The 18,073-nt window shown below is 69.7% G+C and carries 20 protein-coding genes; 7 read left to right on the top strand and 13 right to left on the bottom strand.

The window, feature by feature from the left end; translation table 11 throughout:
- Position 1 precedes the first annotated feature (1 nt).
- The 8 genes from ACIP64_RS30120 to ACIP64_RS30085 form a co-directional block, all read right to left on the bottom strand.
- Entirely contained in the window at positions 2–766 is a 765-nt protein-coding gene (locus tag ACIP64_RS30120; RefSeq protein ID WP_401592757.1) for an ABC transporter ATP-binding protein, read from the bottom strand.
- On the bottom strand, positions 763–1,563 hold the full coding sequence (locus ACIP64_RS30115) for an ATP-binding cassette domain-containing protein (RefSeq protein ID WP_401592755.1): 801 nt from the start codon (positions 1,561–1,563) through the stop codon (positions 763–765). The genes ACIP64_RS30120 and ACIP64_RS30115 overlap by 4 nt, the downstream gene beginning before the upstream one ends.
- On the bottom strand, positions 1,560–2,435 hold the full coding sequence (locus ACIP64_RS30110) for an ABC transporter permease (RefSeq protein ID WP_401592753.1): 876 nt from the start codon (positions 2,433–2,435) through the stop codon (positions 1,560–1,562). The genes ACIP64_RS30115 and ACIP64_RS30110 overlap by 4 nt, the downstream gene beginning before the upstream one ends.
- Positions 2,432–3,397 carry an ABC transporter permease gene (locus tag ACIP64_RS30105; RefSeq protein WP_401592751.1) on the bottom strand — a complete coding sequence of 322 codons (966 nt, stop codon included), beginning with the start codon at positions 3,395–3,397 and terminating at the stop codon, positions 2,432–2,434. The genes ACIP64_RS30110 and ACIP64_RS30105 overlap by 4 nt, the downstream gene beginning before the upstream one ends.
- Positions 3,397–4,920: an ABC transporter substrate-binding protein gene (locus ACIP64_RS30100; RefSeq protein ID WP_401592749.1), complete on the bottom strand. Its 1,524-nt coding sequence runs from the start codon at positions 4,918–4,920 to the stop codon at positions 3,397–3,399. Before ACIP64_RS30100 ends, ACIP64_RS30105 begins: the two co-directional genes overlap by 1 nt.
- 46 nt (positions 4,921–4,966) lie before the next feature.
- Positions 4,967–5,695 carry a DUF1684 domain-containing protein gene (locus ACIP64_RS30095; RefSeq protein ID WP_401592747.1) on the bottom strand — a complete coding sequence of 243 codons (729 nt, stop codon included), beginning with the start codon at positions 5,693–5,695 and terminating at the stop codon, positions 4,967–4,969.
- Positions 5,696–6,357: 662 nt separating this feature from the next.
- Entirely contained in the window at positions 6,358–6,825 is a 468-nt protein-coding gene (locus ACIP64_RS30090) for a peptidoglycan-binding protein (RefSeq protein WP_401592745.1), read from the bottom strand.
- Between the two features lie 378 nt (positions 6,826–7,203).
- On the bottom strand, positions 7,204–7,635 hold the full coding sequence (locus ACIP64_RS30085; protein WP_401592743.1) for a VOC family protein: 432 nt from the start codon (positions 7,633–7,635) through the stop codon (positions 7,204–7,206).
- A 118-nt stretch (positions 7,636–7,753) separates the two neighbouring features.
- On the opposite strand from ACIP64_RS30085, the gene ACIP64_RS30080 reads away from it, so the two are divergent.
- Positions 7,754–8,350 (top strand): TetR/AcrR family transcriptional regulator, encoded by a 597-nt coding sequence (locus ACIP64_RS30080; RefSeq protein ID WP_401592741.1) that lies wholly within the window; start codon positions 7,754–7,756, stop codon positions 8,348–8,350.
- A gap of 151 nt (positions 8,351–8,501) precedes the next feature.
- Here the strand turns inward: ACIP64_RS30080 and ACIP64_RS30075 are convergent, their stop codons facing one another.
- On the bottom strand, positions 8,502–9,431 hold the full coding sequence (locus ACIP64_RS30075) for an NADP-dependent oxidoreductase (RefSeq protein WP_401592739.1): 930 nt from the start codon (positions 9,429–9,431) through the stop codon (positions 8,502–8,504).
- 64 nt (positions 9,432–9,495) lie between these two features.
- Complete coding sequence (locus ACIP64_RS30070; RefSeq protein WP_401592737.1) at positions 9,496–10,503, bottom strand: zinc-dependent alcohol dehydrogenase family protein; 1,008 nt, start codon at positions 10,501–10,503, stop codon at positions 9,496–9,498.
- Between the two features lie 238 nt (positions 10,504–10,741).
- On the opposite strand from ACIP64_RS30070, the gene ACIP64_RS30065 reads away from it, so the two are divergent.
- Positions 10,742–11,713, top strand: coding sequence for a GlxA family transcriptional regulator (locus tag ACIP64_RS30065; protein WP_401592735.1), 972 nt, complete (start codon positions 10,742–10,744; stop codon positions 11,711–11,713).
- Between the two features lie 112 nt (positions 11,714–11,825).
- Positions 11,826–13,844, top strand: coding sequence for an NAD-dependent DNA ligase LigA (gene ligA, locus ACIP64_RS30060; protein WP_401592733.1), 2,019 nt, complete (start codon positions 11,826–11,828; stop codon positions 13,842–13,844).
- Positions 13,845–14,111: 267 nt separating this feature from the next.
- Here ligA and ACIP64_RS30055 read toward each other — a convergent pair whose 3' ends face one another.
- The 3 genes from ACIP64_RS30055 to rpmB all read right to left on the bottom strand — a co-directional run bounded on the left by ACIP64_RS30055 (position 14,112) and on the right by rpmB (position 16,006).
- Positions 14,112–15,206: a barstar family protein gene (locus ACIP64_RS30055; protein ID WP_401592731.1), complete on the bottom strand. Its 1,095-nt coding sequence runs from the start codon at positions 15,204–15,206 to the stop codon at positions 14,112–14,114.
- A gap of 258 nt (positions 15,207–15,464) precedes the next feature.
- A complete protein-coding gene (gene rpsN, locus ACIP64_RS30050) occupies positions 15,465–15,770 on the bottom strand; it encodes a 30S ribosomal protein S14 (RefSeq protein WP_401592729.1) in 306 nt (101 codons plus the stop codon).
- A complete protein-coding gene (gene rpmB / locus ACIP64_RS30045; protein ID WP_360917781.1) occupies positions 15,770–16,006 on the bottom strand; it encodes a 50S ribosomal protein L28 in 237 nt (78 codons plus the stop codon). Before rpmB ends, rpsN begins: the two co-directional genes overlap by 1 nt.
- Before the next feature lie 66 nt (positions 16,007–16,072).
- Between rpmB and rpmG the strand changes: the two genes are divergently transcribed.
- From rpmG to rpsR, 4 genes are read left to right on the top strand one after another with little or no spacing between them, the layout of a single operon-like run.
- Positions 16,073–16,237 carry a 50S ribosomal protein L33 gene (rpmG, locus tag ACIP64_RS30040; RefSeq protein WP_201843023.1) on the top strand — a complete coding sequence of 55 codons (165 nt, stop codon included), beginning with the start codon at positions 16,073–16,075 and terminating at the stop codon, positions 16,235–16,237.
- A 21-nt stretch (positions 16,238–16,258) separates the two neighbouring features.
- A complete protein-coding gene (locus ACIP64_RS30035) occupies positions 16,259–16,516 on the top strand; it encodes a type B 50S ribosomal protein L31 (RefSeq protein WP_360917779.1) in 258 nt (85 codons plus the stop codon).
- Positions 16,513–17,679, top strand: a complete 1,167-nt coding sequence (locus ACIP64_RS30030) for a CobW family GTP-binding protein (protein ID WP_401592725.1) — start codon at positions 16,513–16,515, stop codon at positions 17,677–17,679. The genes ACIP64_RS30035 and ACIP64_RS30030 overlap by 4 nt, the downstream gene beginning before the upstream one ends.
- 42 nt (positions 17,680–17,721) lie before the next feature.
- Entirely contained in the window at positions 17,722–17,958 is a 237-nt protein-coding gene (gene rpsR, locus ACIP64_RS30025; protein ID WP_360917775.1) for a 30S ribosomal protein S18, read from the top strand.
- Positions 17,959–18,073 lie beyond the last annotated feature (115 nt).

The following is an 18,073-nucleotide window of genomic DNA, read 5'->3' as shown; positions in this document are numbered from 1 at the left end:
CTCAGGCGGGCAGGCGCGGCACGCTGTCGATCAGCCTGCGCGTGTACGGGTGGGCGGGACGGCCCAGCACCTGGCCGGTGTCGCCCTGCTCGACCACGCGGCCGCGTTCGAGCACGGCGGTGCGCTCGCACAGGGACGCCACGACCGACAGGTCGTGGGAGACCATGACCAGCGTCAGACCCTGTTCCTGCTTGAGCTCCGCCAGCAGGTCCACGACCTTGACGCGGGTGGTGACGTCGAGCGCGCTGACGGGTTCGTCGGCGAGCAGTACCCGTGGGTGGCACACCACGGCCCGGGCGATCGCGATGCGCTGGCGCTGCCCGCCGGAGAACTCGTGCGGATAGCGGTGCAGCGCGTCGGCGGGCAGGCCGACGCGCTCCAGTGCGACGGCCGCTTTCGGCATGGCTACGGACCGTGTGGCGATGCCGAGGGAGCGCAGGGGCTCCGCGACGATGGCTCCCACGCGCCGGCGGGGGTCGAGCGAGGAGTAGGGGTCCTGGAAGACGCACTGCACGCTTCGCCGGAAGCGACGCATCTGCTCACGGTCGCGCAGGGAGAGAGCAGCGCCGTCGAAGTGGACACCTCCGGCCGTGGGACGGGAGAGACCCAGGAGCAGGCGCAGCAGCGTCGTCTTCCCGGCGCCCGACTCACCGACGAGAGCGAGGCTCTCTCCGGCCTCCACGGTGAGGGTGACGTCCCGCACCGCGTCGTCCGCGCTCCCGCGGTGGCGCAGGGTCACGTCCTTCAGTTCCAGTACGGGCGTCACGGTGCGCTCCTCAGGTCCAAAGCGGACTCCAGTTGCCGTGCGCTGGCCACGAGGGCCCTGGTGTACTCATGGTGAGGGGCGCGAACGAGGTCGCGGACCGTGCCCTCCTCGACGGCGCGGCCGTCCTTCATCACCAGGGCGCGGTCGGTCACCCGGGCGACGACGGCGAGGTCGTGGCTGACGAAGAGCACGGCCATGCTCCGTTCCCGCACGAGGGCGTCGACGAGGTCCAGCATCTCCGCCTGCACCGACACGTCCAGCGCGGTCGTCGGCTCGTCCGCGATGAGCAGAGCGGGCGCGCAGGCCAGTGCCATGGCCAGGGCGACGCGCTGTCGCTGTCCGCCGGAGATCTCGTGCGGGAACGCCCGAAAGACCCGCTCCGGATCGGGCAGCCGCACCTGTGTCAGCGCGTCACGCACGGCGTCACGCAGGGTGGCTCCCTTGAGGCCGGTGCGCCGCGCGAGGGGTTCGGCGATCTGCCGGCCCACGCGCATCAGCGGGTCGAGCGCGGTCAGCGGTTCCTGGAAGACGATGGCCGCGTCGCGGCCGCGTACCGCGGTGAGCCGCCTTTCGGGGGCACCGACGATCTGGGTTCCGGCCAGTTCGATGCTGCCGGTGGCGGTCATGCCGTCGGGCAGGAGACCGAGAACGGCAAGCGTGCTGAGCGACTTGCCCGAGCCGGACTCGCCGATGAGACCGAGTCGTTCACCGCTGTCCACGCCGAAGGAGAGGTCGTCGATGAGGGTGCGGCCGTCGGCGGTCCTGACGGTCAGTCCGCGTACGTCGAGGAGGCTCATGTCCGCCTCCTGCGGGTCGCGGGGTCGAGGGAGTCCCGCAGTCCGTCGGCGATCAGATTGACGCCGATGACGAGGAGGACCAGCAGGATGCCAGGGGCGAGTGCCCCGGCGGGGGCGGTGGTGAAGGTGGCCTGCGCCTCCTGGAGCATGCGGCCCCACGAGGCGTTGGGCGGCGGGGCGCCCAGGCCGAGGTAGGACAGGCCCGCCTCGGCCAGTACGGCAAGGCCGAACTGCAGGGCCAGGTTCACCACGAGGGTGGGCCAGATGTTCGGCAGCACGTGGCCGAGCACCGTGCGGGGCCAGGAGGTGCCGGACGTACGGGCTGCGGTGATGTAGTCCTGCGCCAGCACTCGTTTGACCAGGATGCGGACCAGCCGCGCGACGACGGCACTCTGCGCCAGACCGATCGCGAGGACCGCGGAACCGAGGGTCGCCGAGCGCGCCGCGACGATGAGCATGGCGAGCAGCAGCGTCGGGAACGCGATCAGGATGTCGAGGAATGCGGACAGGGTGTCATCGAGCCAGCCCTGCGCGAAGGCGGCGAGGATACCCAGGGTGAGGCCGAGAGCGGCGGCGACGAGCACGGACCCCAGCCCGGCCTCGACGGCGATGCGCGAGCCCGCCATCACCTGGGTGAACAGGTCGCGCCCGAGCTTGTCGGTGCCCAGAAGATGACCCCCACCAGGTGCCGTCAGCCGTCCGCCGGAGGTGTCGTCGGCGGCGTAGGGCGACCAGAACAGGGAGACCAGTGCGAGCAGCACGATCAGGCCCGCCAGGACACAGCCGACGACGAGCGTGGCAGAGCCGCGGAAGCGGCGCCCTGCTCGTGTCGCCCGCCTGCTCCGGGCCGGTTCGAGGATGTCGGACGTCATCGGGCTCCTCCCGACAGCCGTGCGCGCAGTCGCGGGTCGATGATCCGCTGGACCAGGTCGGCGACGAAGCCGATGACCAGTACGGCAAGCGTGGAGACGAACAGCACGCCCTGGATGACCGGGTAGTCGTGCTGCGCGATGCCGGTGGCGAGCATCGAGCCGAGGCCCGGCAGCGCGTACACCGATTCGACCACGACGGCGCCGAGCAGGGTCGTGGCGAGTTCGATGCCGAGGACGGAGATCACCGGGACCGAGGCGTTGCGCAGGCCGTGCCGCCACATCGCCCGGCCGAAGGAGGACCCGAGGGCGCGGGCGGTCCGCAGGTGATCGCTGCCCAGGACGTCCAGGGTCGCGGAGCGCACATAGCGGATCAGGGAAGCGCTCATCACCAGGGCGATGGTCACGACCGGCAGGACGAGGGAGCGGACCGCCTCGGCGGGCTCCGACCAGCCGTCCGGTGGAAAGCCGCCCGCCGGAAGCCAGCCCGCGTTCAGGGCGAACACGTCGATCAGGATCATGCCGAGCCAGAACACCGGGATCGCGATGCCCAGCTGGGAGACGCCGCTGAGCAGGGCTCCGTACCAGGTGTGCCGCTTGTACGCCGCGACGAAGCCTGCGGGCACGGCTACGAGAACGGCGAGCACGAACGCCGCCGAGGTCAGGGGGACCGTGACGTTCAGCCGGGACGCGACCTCGGGGCCGACGGGCAGCGAGCTGACGAAGGACGTGCCGAGGTCGCCCCGGGCCAGCTGCCCGAGCCAGTGGGCGAACTGCTCGGGCAGCGGCCTGTCGGACCCGATGGAATGCCGTGCCGCGGCGATCTGCTCCGGGCTTGCGCCCACCGCGGTGAGCGCGTTGGCCGGGTCACCGGGAAGCAGGCGGAGCAGCACGAACAGGACCACGCTCGCCAGGGCCAGCGACACCAGCAGGAAGACGAGTCGGCGCAGGAGGTAGCGCGCCATCAGCCCTTCTTCTTGATGTCGTGGACGTAGAACTGCGAGTTGAGGCCGTTGAGCGGATAGCCCGACAGCTTGCTGCTCGCGACGACGATCTGCGGGTACAGGTACAGCCAGTCGCTTGCGGCGTCCTCGGCGGTCTTCTCGTTGACCTTCTTCAGCAGCGCGGTCTGCTCATCGGTGGTGGCGGCCTCCTCGGCCTGCTGGACCCACTGCGTGACCTGCTTGTTGTCGTAACCCCAGTAGAAGTCGGGGTTTCCGTACCACACGAGGTCGCGGTCGTTGACGTGCTCCTGGAGCGTCGCCGTGAAGTCGTGGTTCTTGTAGACCTTCGTGTACCACTCGTCGGGGGTGATCGTGTTGATCGTGACGGTGATGCCGACCTTGGCCAGTTCCGACTTGATGAACGTGGCGGCGGTGGGGTGCGGGTCGTAGTTCGGGGTGTCGAGGGTGAAGGCGAAGCCCTTGGCGTACCCGGCCTCGGACAGGAGCTGCTTGGCGTGTGCCGGATCGTAGGCGTTGACCTTGGTGAGGTCCTCGTACCAGGGGTCGGTCGGAGGCACCATGGAGCCGATGAGCTTGCCGTAGCCGCCCCAGACCGACTCCAGCAGCTTCTTGTCGTCGATGGCGGCGGACACGGCCTGACGCACCTTGGCGTCGGTGAACGGCTTGGCCTTGTCGTTGAAGGCGAGCAGCAGCTTGGTCGTGGAGTTGCCGTCGTTGACCTTGTAGTTCTGGTTGCTCTTGAACTGGTCCAGGGCGTCGGGCGACTGCTCGCTGGTGACCACGTCGACAGCGTTGGTCAGCAGCGCGTTGTTGAGGGCTGTGGCGTCCTTGTAGTAGTGGAAGACCGCCTTCTTGTTCGCGGCGGCCTGGCCCCAGTAGCCCGGGAAGCGGTTCAGGCTCAGGGCGGAGCCGCGAGTCCACTTGTCCAGCGTGTAGGGGCCGGTACCGTCTTCCGTCGTCTTCAGGTTCTGGGCCTGGGAGTTGATGATCCAGACGTACGAGAGGTTGTAGATGAAGGAGATCGACTTCTGCGACAGCGTGACCTCGACCGTCCGTGCGTCGGGGGTGGTGATGCCCTTGATCACCTCGAGGTTGCTCTTGCGCGCGGACTGGGAGTCGTCCGCGATGACCTTCTCCAGGCTGTACTTGACGTCCTGGCTGGTGAGTTCCTTGCCGCTGTGGAACTTGACGCCGTCACGGAGGGTGAAGGTGTAGGTGAGCCCGTCACCGCTGACCTTGTAGTCCTGGGCGAGGAGCTTCTCGACCTTGCCGTCGTCGGTGAGTCCGAAGAGGCCTTCGTAGACGTTGCCGTTGAGGGCTTCGGTCACGCCCTGGCCGCCGCCGGCGGTGTTGTCGAGGTTCTGCGGCTCGTAGAGCGAGCCGATGTTGACCGTCGCGTCCTTGTCGTAGGCACCGCCGGCGCTGCTCCCGCCGGAGCCGGAGCCGCCCCCGCACGCCGTGAGGGTCAGAGCCAGCGTGGCGGCCGTCGCGGTGCCGTACAGGGAAGTCTTCTTGAGATTCATGGTGAAGGCGCTTTCGTGCTGCGGTGACGTGGCTTCTGCGGGAGATTCAGTGCTGCGCGAGGAAGCCGTCGCGGAAGACGGGGAGTTTCTCGCCGGCCTCGACGGGCAGGTGGAAACGGTTCTGCCGCGGCGGCATCGGACAGTTGTACTGATCGGAGAAACCGCAGGGCGGCACGAACGCACGGTTGAAGTCCAGCAGGACGCGGTCGTCGTCCTGGGTGCGCTGCACGAAGAGGAAGCGGCCGGCGCCGTAGGTGGTGGCCCCGTTGGTCGGGTCCCCGAAGACCAGCAGCAGTGTGCCGTCGTCGTCGAAGGCGCTGAGGGTGTACTCGTGGCCGTCGAGGGTGAGGGTGATGTCGCCGGGGACGACGAGATCCCGCGTGCCGCCGTTGTCCCGCAGGTGCTCGAAAGCGATCTTGCGCGCGCCGGGCACGGGGTTGTAGGTGGCATGCACCACCCACGCCGGATCGTAGGAGAAGGCATCGACGCGGTCGAAGTACCGGATGGCCGGTGAATCGGCGTCCCAGAAGCGCAGACCGTACTCCGGCTCGCCGGTGACGATGTCGGTGCGCTGGAGCGTGGTGACGGTCACCGTGTCCGGCTGCCCCTCCCCCTCCTTCTCCGCATCAGGGCGCTCACCCGCCGGAAACCAACGGGTCTCCACGAGGGCGAGGTTCCCCGTCGGTGCAGCGAGGCTGCGATGACGCTCCGCACGCCATGCGTGCCACAGCCCGACGGGGACGGACGCAGGTCCAATGGCGCTGGGGTGGGACACGTTGCACTCATTCGCGTAGAGGGATCGCCGACACTCACGCCGCGAGGTGACGCTGCGCGAAGAAATGGCCTATGGGCATGTCCTTTATCCGCCCGGCAGAGATCCCACGTCAAAGATGTTCCATATAGCGAGACGGCGAGCACGGGAAGGGGCGGTCGGTATCGACCCGCGATATCCCGCTGGAGACGACACAAACAGCTTCCGAGCTGGGAAGATGCACACTTCCTTCGCGTTCGGCTCGGAGGGCGACCATATCCAGGGGTGTCCATTATTTGAGATGGCCACTCGAATCATGCGTATCGGTCGGAGTCGCCGTGACACCGGCGCGTCACCGGCCCAACGCGTGTGCTCGAGGCCGCCCGCCCACGCGGTGAACCCGTCCCCGGTGCAGGCACCGCGGGACCCCCGGCTGCGCCCTCGGCCTCGGACTCACTCCCACGGGAGTCTGCACGGGCACGCGGTCACGATGGCCACCGAACCCGATGGAGCCGCCGACGGTCGTCCTGCTCACCGCCTGCGCCGCACGCTGCGAGGCCGCTGAACGGGAAGCGAACACCGGCGGAGACCTGTACGCGATGCGGATCACCTGTGCGCACACCCCGGCAGGGGACTCCGGGCCGGTGTGGCCCGGAGCCCCCTGCCGGGTGAAGCTCGCCCGTGGGTCAGGCGTTGGCCACGCACCAGTTGGCGAACGTCTTGAACGCGGCCTGCGTCCCCGAACCGGCCTGACCGTCGATGGCGCCGGTGTAGCCCCAGCCGTTGTCCCGTAAGAAGCGCTGCAGCGCCGAGACCGTGCCACCGCCGACGACTCCGTCGATGGCGCCGGTATACCCGTGATAGGCCTTGAGGTGGCGCTGGAAGGCCTTCCAGCTCTCCGGGCCCAGCTCGCCGTCGATGCCGCCGGTGTAGCCCCAGTTCGCCTTGAGCCATCGCTGGACGCCCTTGGCCTGCGTAGCGTTCAGGCCGAGGTTCACCACCGCGAACGGCGTCACCACGGCCGTCGTCGCCGACTGCGCCGATGCCGAGCCGGATGCCGCAAAGCTCGTGCTCGCGCCCGCCAAGCTCCCGGCGGCGATCCCTGCCACGGCCGTGACACTGACCAGCGACCTTGCCAGAACGTTCCTTCGCATGCGTCTCTCCCTTAGAAGGCGGACAAAGACCCGGCACCACCACGTCGCATGACCCAGTCCGTGGATCCTGCTGGTGGCACCCCGTGCGTTTCGCGCTACTTCGCATCGCTGCCACGGGGCCCCGAGGTGTGCCGGCCCGCTTCCCGGACCCGACGCAACAGCGGGAGCCCCCTTCCATCCGCTGCCGTGCACCAGAACGGTCACATGCCCGCCCTTCCCTGGCACATCAGAAGCACGCAACTGCCTCAAATCTGACGCATAGTTGGCCAGAACCGGGACTCGTGATGCCGCTGGGACCAGGTGCGCGACCGGGAACTGGTCTGCCCTGCGAGGCGGGCGCGAAGGCGTCCGGATACGGTCGCCGTCGGCTCCCGGGATTCAGTCCGCGGCCGGGGGCTGGATGAGCTCGATGAGGTTGCCCTCGGGGTCCTTCACGTAGGCGAAGCGGGCGCCGGGCTGGACGGCGTCGGCCGGCGGCCACACCGGTTGCGCGCCGGCGGCAGTGAGCGCGGCGAACACCGCGTCCAGGGCCTCGACTTCCAGGGCCCAGTGGCCGTAGCCCTGCTCCCGGCAGGCGTCCAGCGGGTCGGTGAAGACCCGCGGGCGCGTGGAGCCGGCGCGCTCGATGAGCTCGACACGGATTCCCGTGCGGGTCTGCAGGACAGCGGTGCGCACGGGCGGCTCGGGGACCTCGTACCGCTCGATGATCGTTTCGAACCCGAGTACCTGCTGGTACCAGATCGTCTGACGGTCGAGGTCGGCGACCGAGATGCTGACGTGATGGTGGCGCGGAGTGATGGTCGATGTCATGGGTCACGCTCCTGGTCAGGGAAGGGGCCCGCCCGCTTCGGGCAGTCGGCGAAAATGAAGTAGTCAACGACTACATTGCCCATGTAGTCGCTGTCAACATTGCTGGTACGGTGATGCCATGCCGACCGCCCGGAACCAGTACCACCACGGAAACCTTCGCGCGGCCCTCCTCACCGAGGCGCAGACGATGCTCTCGGAAACAGGGGCCGACGCCCTGTCCCTGCGCGAGGTCGCCCGGCGGACGGGCGTCAGCCATGGCGCCCCGCGCCGGCACTTCCCGGACAAGCAGGCACTGCTGTCCGCACTCGTGGAGCAGGGTTACGAACAACTCGGGGCCCGGATCGAATCAGCCCTGGCCGGCACCGGCGGCGACTTCACCGAACGGCTCACGGCATTCGCGTGTGCCTACGTCGACTTCACCCGGCGCAACGACGAACTGATGACTCTGATGCTCTCGTCCAAGACCTGGCCCGACGCCGGACGCCTCATTGCCGCCAACGAACGGGCCTTCGCTCCGGCGGTCGAACTCCTGCGCCAAGCCGCCGAAAGCGGGGACATCGCGACTGCCGACACCGACACCGTCAATACGGCCGTCCTCGCCATGCTGCACGGGCTCGCATACGTGGCCGGGAACGGTCTGGCAGGAACAGGACCCACCACCGACCTGGTCGCCGGCGCGGTCAGGGCCCTGGTCGAGGGTCTACGCCCGCGCTGACCTCGGGCTCCGGCGGTCAGCGTCCTGCCGCACACCCGCGACCGGCCCTGTCAGCCACGAACCGACCCCGCGGTGCACCCAAGGACAGTCCACCTCGCGCACGGGACTCCGACAACCCCGAAGAAATGCGGCCCAGGTCCGGTGTTCCCGGTCAAGGGATGAGGACCAGCTTGCCGTCGATCTCGCCGGCCTCGCCCCGCCGGTGGGCCTCCGCCGCGTCCGCCAGCGGCAGGGTCGTGCCGACCTTGGCGCGCAGTGCGCCTCTGGCGGCCAGGTGAGCGATGGCCCGCATCCCGGCGTGGTCGGACTGGACCATGAGGCCGCGGTAGGCGACACCGAGCCGGTCGGCGAGCGCCAGGGCTTCGTCGTCGGCGCCCAGAAGGGAGACGAGGACCCCGCCGCGGCGGATCGTGCACAGGGCGTCAAGACGGTTCCGTCCGGGAAGTGGGACGAGGGCCGCGTCGACTCCGGAGAGGACGTCGCCGATGGCGGTGGTGCGGTAGTCGACCACCTGGTCGGCGCCGAGCGACCGTACGAAGTCGGCGTCGTCCGCAGAAGCGGTGGCTGTGACGTGGGCGCCCAGGTGGTGGGCGATCTGCACGGCGAGATGGCCCACGCCGCCGGCGCCGCCCTGGATGAGCACACGCTGACCGCCGCTCACGCGGGCGGTGTCGTTCAGTGCCTGCCAGGCGGTCAGGGCGGCCAGCGGCAGGGCGGCCGCCTGGGTGAAGTCGATGCCGGCGGGCTTGTGGACGAAGGCACGGGCCAGACCGGTGGCGAACTCGGCGTAGCCGCCGGGGGCATGGGGATAGGGCAGCATCCCGAAGACCTCGTCGCCCTCGTTGTACAGGGTGACGCCGCGGCCCAGCTTGTCGACCACTCCGGCGACGTCCCAGCCCGTGACGGCGGGCAGTCCGTGATCGTAGGGGATGGTGCCGTCGCGGTGCTTCCAGTCGGTGGGGTTGACTCCCGCGGCCCTGACGCGGATGCGGATCTCGCCCACGGCCGGCTCGGGGATCGGAAGTTCGCCCTCGGTGAGGACCCCAGGGCCTCCGTATGTGTCCTGGATGATTGCGCGCATGCCTCTGCTCCTTCGCTGCTGGTGGTAGGTCCAGGAATGCCCGTCCTTCAGGGAGGGGCGGACGTCAAGCGGAGGTGTCGTCGCGGGCGACGGTGACGACGATCTTCCCGACCTGGGCGCCCGACTCCATGTAACCGTGCGCTTCGGCGATGTCGGCGAGATCGAAGGTGCGGTCGACGACAGGTGCAAGGGAGCCGTCGGCGAGGCCCGCGTTGACGAACGCGACTGCGCGGCGGAGCCGTTCGGGGTCGGCGGTGACCCTGAACATCGTGAACATGCCGGTGCTCAGGTCCGGGTAGTGGGCGGTGTTCGGCAGCGGGGTGGGCCGGGGATCCATGGCGCCGTAGATCAGCAGTCGGCCGCCCGGGGTGATGGCCTCGGCGATGGTCTCGACACCGGGGCCCGCGATCGGGTCGAAGGCCAACCGGACGCCTTCGCCGCCGGTGATCTCCTTGACCCGGGCCGGCAGGTTCTCCTCGTCGGTGACGATGACGTGGTCGGCGCCCGCGTCGAGCAGCGCCTGCTTCTTGCCCGCGCTGCGGGTGGTGGCGATGGAGACCGCGCCGATCCGGCGGGCCGTCTGGATCGCGGCCAGGCCGACACCGCCGGCGGCCGCGGACAGCAGCACATACTCGCCGGCGCGCAGCCCGCCCTCGTCGACGAGGGCGCCGTACGCGGTGATGTACGCCATCCACACGGCGGCGGCCCGGACCGGGTCGGTGCCGGCGGGACGCGGTACGACGGCGGCGGCCGGGACGACGACGTGGTCGCCGTACGTGCCGTAGGCGTTCATGGAGAACGCGGGTACGACGCCGACCGGATCGCCCACGGCGAGACCGGTGACGTTCTCGCCGACGGCCTCCACCGTGCCCGCGGCCTCGTAGCCGAGGGTGCTGGGGAAGGCGGGCTGCAGAAAGTAGCTGCCCTCGCGGAACATCACCTCGGCCCGGTTGAGACCGATCGCCTCCACCTGGATGAGCACCTCGTCCGCGCCGGGTGGACCCACCTCGATGTCGCGCACCGTGAGGACCTCGGGGCCGCCGAAGCGGTCGAATTGCACTTGCCTGGCCATGGAACACACCTTTTCCGGCTGCCTGCGGGGCGGGCAGCTCCGTGGCGGAGCTCCTGGGTCCCGAAGGCGTGAAGGGTCGGGTCGCGTCGGTCCGCGGACACCTGGGCCTTGACCCATGGGTGCCGAACCGCAGCAAGAGGGGTGAAAGTGCCGGTTATCGGCATCTGTGGATCATGATGCACTCCGCGCCAGGGCCGACGACAGTGGCAGGTATGTCATTACCCGATAGAATCCTGCCATGGGTCATTCCGAGCGGCCGCACAAGGTCGCCGTCCTCGCACTGGACGGCGTCTACCCCTTCGAGCTGGGGATCCCGGCCCGCATCCTCGGCTCGGCGGACGACGCGTACAAGGTCGTCGTCTGTTCCGTCGACGGTGGTCCGGTCGAGACCAACGCCGGGTTCCGCGTCGTTCCGCAGCACGGGCCGGAGGTGCTCGAAACAGCCCATACCGTCATCGTCACGCCGGTCGATACAGCCCGGATCGGCCGCGAGCCGGCCCCGGAGGTCGCCGCCGCACTCGCCCGGATCCGTCCCGGTGCCCGGATCGCCTCCATCTGCAGCGGAGTCTTCGTGCTGGCGGGAGCCGGCCTGCTCGACGGGCGTCCGGCCACCTGCCACTGGGAGAGCGCGGAGCAGTTCCGGAACTGGTTTCCACGGATCCACCTCGACGAGGACGTCCTCTTCGTCGACGACGGCGACGTACTCACGTCGGCGGGCGCCGCCTCCGGCGTCGACCTGTGCCTCCATCTCATCCGCACGGACCACGGAGCCCAACTGGCGAACCGGGCCGCGCGGCGCTGCGTGGTGGCACCCTTCCGAGAGGGCGGGCAGGCCCAGTACATCGACCGGCCCGTCGCCGACGATCCCGCCGATTCCACATCGGCCACCCGCCAATGGGCTCTGGAGCGGCTGACGGAGAAACTCACCGTGGAACAACTGGCCCGACATGCCCACATGAGCCCGCGGACCTTCGTACGCCGCTTCCACGCCGAGACCGGCCTGCCTCCCGGCCAGTGGCTGACGAGGCAACGCCTCGCGCACGCCAGGAGCCTCCTGGAATCCACGGACCTGACGGTGGACCAGATCGCCTACGAGATCGGCTTCGCGACCGCCGCCTCGCTGCGCCAGCACCTCAATGCCGAACTGGGAGTCTCACCTCAGGCCTACCGCCGCACCTTCCGGACAGCCGCCGCCTCCAGCAAGGCGTGAACACGTCGGATCGAGCAGAGTTCTTCGTCCCCGTTTGCCGCGCGTGCCGGGCACACTGGGGTCGCTCCTGGGTGGAAGGGCGATGTCAGACCCGTGCGCAAGGATGCGAGGCATGACGACAGCAATCCTTGCTCCGCTCGCTGACCGCGCCGCGTATCACTCCGCCGTGGACGAGGCCCTGGCGGCATGCGCCGCCTACTACGCCGACGGGACCAGCCCGCTCGACGACGCCGCCTACGACGCCCTGGCCGGCCGTATCCGGGTTTTCGAGCTGGAGCACCCCGGCAACGTCCGGGAGGACTCCCCCACGGGCAAGGTCGGCGGCGGCGCGGCCCCCACGGGCGACGTCGCCCACACGGTGCCGATGTTGTCGTTGGACAACGTCTTCAGCGGCGAGGAACTCACCAAGTGGGACGCCTCGCTCGCACGACGCCTCGGCGGCCCGGCGGCGGGTGGGTACGTCGCGGAACCCAAGCTGGACGGCGCCGCGATCGCCGCCCGCTACGTGGACGGGCACCTGGTCCAGCTCGTCACCCGCGGCAACGGAGCCTTGGGCGAGGACATCTCGCACGCGATCGGTTCCATCGTCGGTCTCCCCCGGGACTTGAGCACACCCGCCACGTTCGAGGTCCGCGGCGAAGTCCTCCTCACCAGCGAGCAGTTCCTGGCGGCCAACGCGATCCGGCAGGCCCACGGGGCGAAGGTCTTCTCCAACCCCCGCAACGGCACGGCCGGCACGCTGCGGGCCAAGGACAGGCCGTACGTCATCGAGACGACGTTCTACGCCTACGGTGTGGTCGGACTGGCCGGCGACACGCACGCAGAGATGATGGCGGCGGTCGCTGCCACCGGCGTGCAGACCACGGCGGCCACGCCCGCGGGTCTGCGGGTGCTCGGCACCGTGGCGGAGGTCCAGCAGCGCGTCGAGGAGATCGCGGCCATGCGCGCGGAGCTTCCCTTCGGCATCGACGGCGTCGTCATCAAGGCCAACGCGGTCGCCGAGCAGGAGAAAGCCGGACTCGCGACCCGCCATCCGCACTGGGCGACGGCCTACAAACTGCCCCCGACCGTGTCGCGGTCCAAGCTCCTGGCCGTGGAATGGAACGTCGGCCGCACCGGCGTCATCGCCCCGCGCGCCGTGCTGGAGCCGGTCGAAGTGGACGGCAGCGTCGTGCAGTACGCGACACTGCACAACCCGCGGTTCATCCGCGACAGCGGCCTCATGATCGGCGACACGGTCGGCGTGTTCAAGGCGGGCGACATCATCCCGCGCGTGGAAGCCCCGGTGGTCGAACTCCGCACCGGCGAGGAGACGCCGATCGTCCTGCCTGAGACCTGCCCGAAGTGCGGGGGCGAGATCGACAGCTCCGGTGAGCGGTGGGAGTGCGCGGGCGGCGCCGGCGGGGGCTGCGGACTGCTCGCCGCCCTGCGATATGCCGTCGGCCGCGACCAGCTCGACATCGACGGCCTGGGCGTCACCTACATCGAAGCCCTGGTCGACAGCGGCGCGGTCGCCGACATCGGCGACCTGTTCACCCTCAGCCGCGAGCAGCTGGTCGACGCCACCCGCAGCGAAAAGCGGGCCGACACGGTCCTCGGCCAGATCGAAGCGGCCAAGACCAAGCCCCTGTCCAAGGTGTTCTGTGCACTGGGAGTTGTGCGCACCGGGCGAACCCTCTCCAGGGAGATCGCACGGTACTTCGGCACCATGGACGCGATCCGCGCGGCGGACGCGGATGCTCTCGCCGCGGTGCCGAAGCTGCCCGCCGCCAACTCCTCGAAGATCGCCGCTCACATCGCCGCGTTGGGGCTGGTCGTCGACAAGCTCGTCGGCGCGGGCGTGAACATGACCGAGCCGGTCGTCCCCACCGCTGAGGGCGGCCCTCTGACCGGCGAGGTCGTAGTGATCACCGGCGGCATGCACGGCCCCTTGGCGGGGCGGAACCGAACCGAGATGAACGACCTCGTCAGCCAGGCCGGTGGTGCCTCTTCCGGCACCGTGTCGCGGAAGACGACCATCCTGGTCGCCGGCGAGGGAGCCGGGTCGAAGCTCCAGAAGGCTCAAGAACTCGGCACCAGGGTCCTCAGCGAACTGGAGTTCGCGGACCTCATAGCCGACTACCTCACGTAGGTGGCACCTCATGCCGACCTCGCACGGCGGGGTCTTGGCCGACGCCTACACCAGACGAGGTTGAAGCAGTGACAGCGGTCCCGCGGACACCCGGGCCAGGGGTCCACCGCCTCGGGGAAGCGGCCGGTGGAGCGGGGCTGCCCCGGCCAGGAGGTTTTCGGGTTGTTCACACCGGCCCGCGGGCGGAGCGTTCTACCAGCACACCAGCACCGGCGCTTCCCGACGATCCCCGCACCCCGCTGAACAGCAGGTCATGCGCGGCCGTAGTCATGCGGGAGTGACGTGCATGCCGCCCTGGTGCAGGACGTCGAGGACCTCGCGGAACAGGTCGCGGGGCTGCCCTTCCGGTGTCAGCGTCCGGGACATGTGCTCGCGTGCGGTCATGGCGTCACGCCAGAGCAGTGTCGCGGGAGCTGTGCGGCCGAAGGTGCCGCGCAAGCAGTCGGCGAGGGCGTCCAGGCAACCGCCGAAGTAACCGCCCGGCCCGTTCACCGCCTCGCCGAGCGCCAAGTAGAAGCCCGGCTCGTCGGTGACGTGTCGTCCGTCGAGTTCGTAGACGTGACCGGCCGGCCGGTCGCATCGGGCCCGTTGGAAGGCCCGCTCTCGGACGAGATCGTGCCAGGCCCCGCGGCAGCGGTTGTCCAGACCGGCCCAGGCACCCTGAGTGCCGGGCGGCCCGGCGAGCCACCGCTCCCAGATCGGCCGGGCGTATTCGGGAACGGGCGTGACGTGCTCCGCCTTGAGCTCCACGTCGATCAGATCCGTCCCGTACGAGGACGGGCGCCAGGCGCTGACTCTCGCCCACAGCAGGCGCTCGGTGAGCGGCTCCCCCTGATCGTCGCGTAGCTCAAGAGCGGCCTCTTCCAAGTCCAGTTCCCGTCGGGTGCCCTTTGCCAATGCCGCCCGCAGCTCTTTGCCCGGGGCGAGCCCTCGCAGGACGAGTGGGGGCGCCGGCTGCTCCGGCGGCAGGACACGGGCGAGTTCCCGGCAAGAGCCCAGCCAGCGGAGCCCGTCGTGCACGCGAATCCGGCCCCGGTGACCCTCGGGCGGGCCTTCGTAGTGGTCCAGCCCGGTCACTGCGAGACTGCCTGTCCCGAAAAGCCGGCCCATACTTTCCGCGCCCTCCAGCAGCCAGGGGCCGAGCGTCTTGTCGTCCGGCACCAGCCACACCCGGTCGCCCACCCACCGGCCGACTCCGGGTTGCGGAACCCAGCCGAACAGCTCGTAGGTCCCGCGCCGAATGTCTCCGAACAGTCCTTCCACCTCGGCACAGACGCCCCAGGCATGCCCGTGCTTCGTGTCCCTCAGCGTGTACCGCCTTCGCCCGCGTCGCTCCTGGTCCTGATGCACGACGCGAATCATGCCGGGACCAGGCCGCCACAGCGAAGGCATTTCCCCTGCGGGGGTCGTGATGCCGCAACAGGCGCGTTCAAGAACCGGCACGACCGACGTGCTCAAGGGCCTGCCCACGCACGACTTTGATCGCGCTGTGCCGGCGGCCGAGCATCGTCACCACGCGGGTCGACCTTGCGTGCGGCTTCCCGCGCCCCGATGAACACGGCGGGCCCCGCCCCATGAGGGGCGCGGCCCGCCGCCTGCTGGGTCATCCGTGGGGCACTGCTACCAGGAGGACTTGGTCACGCCGGGCAGGAACCCCCCATGGGCCTGTTCGCGCATCCGCACCCGGGAGAGCCCGAACTTGCGCAGATGGCCACGGGGGCGGCCGTCCACGCTGTCACGGTTGCGGACGCGGGTGGGGCTGGCGTCGCGCGGCTGGCGGCTCAGTTGCGCCTGCGCGGCCTGGCGTTCGGCTGCCGTGCTGGACGGGCGTCGGATGATCTCCTTCAGTTCGGCACGTCGCGCCGCGTAGCGCGCCACTGTCTCCCTGCGCTGGTCATTGCGGGCGATCTTGCTCTTCTTGGCCATCAGACCTTTTCCCCTCGGGCTCGGATCCTGGCGACGGCGGCCTCGATGCCGATCGCGTCAATGGTCTTGATGGCCTTGGCGCTCAGCGTGAGGCGGACATGCCGTCCCTCACTGGCGAGCCAGTAGCGCTTGGTCTGGACGTTGAGGTTGAACCGGCGCGAAGTGCGCCGGTGAGAGTGGGAGATCCGGTTGCCGAAGCCCGGCTTGGCGCCGGTGAGCTGACAGTGGGCGGACAAGGGACTACCTGCTTCCTGCGGACAACCGCGTTTCGCTAATGAAAACCATTCCCATATAGTAGCGGCATGGCTCGCAACGAACTCCGTCCCGTCATCAAGCTCCGCTCCACCGCAGGAACCGGCTACACCTACGTGACCCGCAAGAACCGCCGCAACGACCCGGACCGCATGGTCCTGCGCAAGTACGACCCGGTGGCCGGACGGCACGTCGACTTCCGCGAAGAGCGCTGACCCCCACCAGGAGGCAATCCCATGAAGCAGTCGATCCACCCCGCCTACGGCCCGGTCGTCTTCCGCGACCGCAGCGCCGACTTCGCGTTCCTGACCCGCTCCACACTGACCAGCGACAAGACCGTCCTGTGGGAAGACGGCAACACCTATCCCGTCATCGACGTCGAGATCTCCAGCGCGAGCCACCCCTTCTACACCGGCACGGCACGGGTCCTGGACACCGCCGGGCGCGTCGAGCGGTTCGAGCGCCGGTACGGCCGACGCGAGGGCGCCCGATGAACGAGGAGGCCAGCCGGCTGCCCGTGGTCATCGTCGCCGGCCTGCACGCGGATGCCCGCCGGTACGTGGTGGACCGCCTGCTGCGCACCGTGCCGGGAAGTGTCGCGCTGCACCACGACCTGTCGACGGCACAGGACACCTGGGTGCGGCGCACCGTGCGCGACGCCTCCGGCGAGTTGGACAGCGGCACTGCCCCGCTGGTCAACGACTGCGCCTGCTGCGCCCTGCGCGAGGATCTGCTGCCGGAACTGGAACGCCTGACGGGCAGCGGCCTGACCACGCTCGCCATCGTCGAGCTGTGGGACTCCGTGGAACCCAAGGCGATGGCCGAGGTGATCTGCGCGCACGGAAGCCGGAGCATGGAACTCACCGGTGTCATCACCGCCGTCGACCCCGCGCTGATCCTTCCCTACCTCGCCAACGGCGACGATCTGGCGGAAGCCGGCCTGCAAGCGGCCCCCACCGACGAACGCACCATCGGGGACACCTGGGCCCGGCAGCTGGAGTACGCGCCGGTCATCGCACTCGTCCACAGCGAGGAGACCGACGAGCGGGACGACCAGGACGCGGCACTGCTGACGCAGCTCCATCCCACGGCCCGTCATGTGTCGGCCGATTCGGGGGAACTGGCTGCCGCGGCTCTTGCGGGCTTCGACGTCGAAGCGGCAGCAGCGGCTCAGCACCCCGCATGCGCACTGCTCCCACAGGAAGCGGACGAGCACGGCGTCGCCACGGTGGTGTGGCACCGAACGCGGCCCTTTCACTCCGAACGCCTCTACCAGGCCCTGGAGGATCTGTCGTGCGCGGCCGCCCGCAGCCGCGGGCGGTTCTGGCTCGCGGACCGGCCGGACACCCTCCTGTCGTGGGAGGCCGCGGGCGGAGCCTTGTGCGTCGAGGAGACCGGGCCCTGGCTGGCCGCACTTCCCGACGCCGCCTGGGAGATGGTCCCGCCGGTGCGCAGGGCCGCCGCGGCCCTGGACTGGGATGCCGAGCACGGCGACCGCTGCCAGCATCTGGTCTTCACGTCACCCGGTCTGGACCGGGAAGGGCTGGTGCAGCTCCTCGAATCCTGCCTGCTGACCGACGCCGAGTACGGTGCGGGGCCGGAAGCCTGGAGGCGCCTGCCCGCCGCGTTCGACGCTCTCCTCGACCCCATTCACTGACCTCGCCCGAACATGTCCGGCGAATCACCCACAAGGAACCTCATGGCTCGACGTCTCGCTCCCCACAAGGCCGTCAAGGCCCGCCCCAACCCGCTCGAGGTGGCCGGGATCACCTACATCGACTACAAGAACACCGACCTGTTGCGGAAGTTCATCTCCGACCGCGGCAAGATCCGCAGCCGCCGCGTCACCCGCGTCACCGCCCAGCAGCAGCGCCGGCTGGCACGGGCGATCAAGAACGCGCGCGAAATGGCGCTTCTGCCGTACGCGCATCGGTAGAAGTCCGCGCGCCGGCTCCCGCGGCCGTCCGCCTCGGCAGGCGCCCGTCCTGCGGGTGGGGGCACCGCCGCCGCGGTGTCCCCACGAGCAGGCTCGGCTCCGCGCGTCTGCGGGA

Source organism: Streptomyces sp. NPDC088733 (assembly GCF_044751185.1).
Taxonomy (GTDB): Bacteria; Actinomycetota; Actinomycetes; order Streptomycetales; family Streptomycetaceae; genus Actinacidiphila.
Note: the sequence above shows the minus strand (reverse complement) of the source record. Positions and strands in the feature narration are given on the sequence as shown.

Bases quoted from the DNA above. Each gene is read 5' to 3' on its own strand.
- ACIP64_RS30115 (WP_401592755.1), bottom strand. From the start codon at position 1,563: ATGAGCCTCCTCGACGTACGCGGACTGACCGTCAGGACCGCCGACGGC.
- ACIP64_RS30110 (WP_401592753.1), bottom strand. From the start codon at position 2,435: ATGACGTCCGACATCCTCGAACCGGCCCGGAGCAGGCGGGCGACACGA.
- ACIP64_RS30105 (WP_401592751.1), bottom strand. From the start codon at position 3,397: ATGGCGCGCTACCTCCTGCGCCGACTCGTCTTCCTGCTGGTGTCGCTG.
- ACIP64_RS30100 (WP_401592749.1), bottom strand. From the start codon at position 4,920: ATGAATCTCAAGAAGACTTCCCTGTACGGCACCGCGACGGCCGCCACG.
- ACIP64_RS30090 (WP_401592745.1), bottom strand. From the start codon at position 6,825: ATGCGAAGGAACGTTCTGGCAAGGTCGCTGGTCAGTGTCACGGCCGTG.
- ACIP64_RS30085 (WP_401592743.1), bottom strand. From the start codon at position 7,635: ATGACATCGACCATCACTCCGCGCCACCATCACGTCAGCATCTCGGTC.
- ACIP64_RS30080 (WP_401592741.1), top strand. From the start codon at position 7,754: ATGCCGACCGCCCGGAACCAGTACCACCACGGAAACCTTCGCGCGGCC.
- ACIP64_RS30075 (WP_401592739.1), bottom strand. From the start codon at position 9,431: ATGCGCGCAATCATCCAGGACACATACGGAGGCCCTGGGGTCCTCACC.
- ACIP64_RS30070 (WP_401592737.1), bottom strand. From the start codon at position 10,503: ATGGCCAGGCAAGTGCAATTCGACCGCTTCGGCGGCCCCGAGGTCCTC.
- ACIP64_RS30065 (WP_401592735.1), top strand. From the start codon at position 10,742: ATGGGTCATTCCGAGCGGCCGCACAAGGTCGCCGTCCTCGCACTGGAC.
- ligA (WP_401592733.1), top strand. From the start codon at position 11,826: ATGACGACAGCAATCCTTGCTCCGCTCGCTGACCGCGCCGCGTATCAC.
- ACIP64_RS30055 (WP_401592731.1), bottom strand. From the start codon at position 15,206: ATGATTCGCGTCGTGCATCAGGACCAGGAGCGACGCGGGCGAAGGCGG.
- rpsN (WP_401592729.1), bottom strand. From the start codon at position 15,770: ATGGCCAAGAAGAGCAAGATCGCCCGCAATGACCAGCGCAGGGAGACA.
- rpmG (WP_201843023.1), top strand. From the start codon at position 16,073: ATGGCTCGCAACGAACTCCGTCCCGTCATCAAGCTCCGCTCCACCGCA.
- ACIP64_RS30035 (WP_360917779.1), top strand. From the start codon at position 16,259: ATGAAGCAGTCGATCCACCCCGCCTACGGCCCGGTCGTCTTCCGCGAC.
- ACIP64_RS30030 (WP_401592725.1), top strand. From the start codon at position 16,513: ATGAACGAGGAGGCCAGCCGGCTGCCCGTGGTCATCGTCGCCGGCCTG.
- rpsR (WP_360917775.1), top strand. From the start codon at position 17,722: ATGGCTCGACGTCTCGCTCCCCACAAGGCCGTCAAGGCCCGCCCCAAC.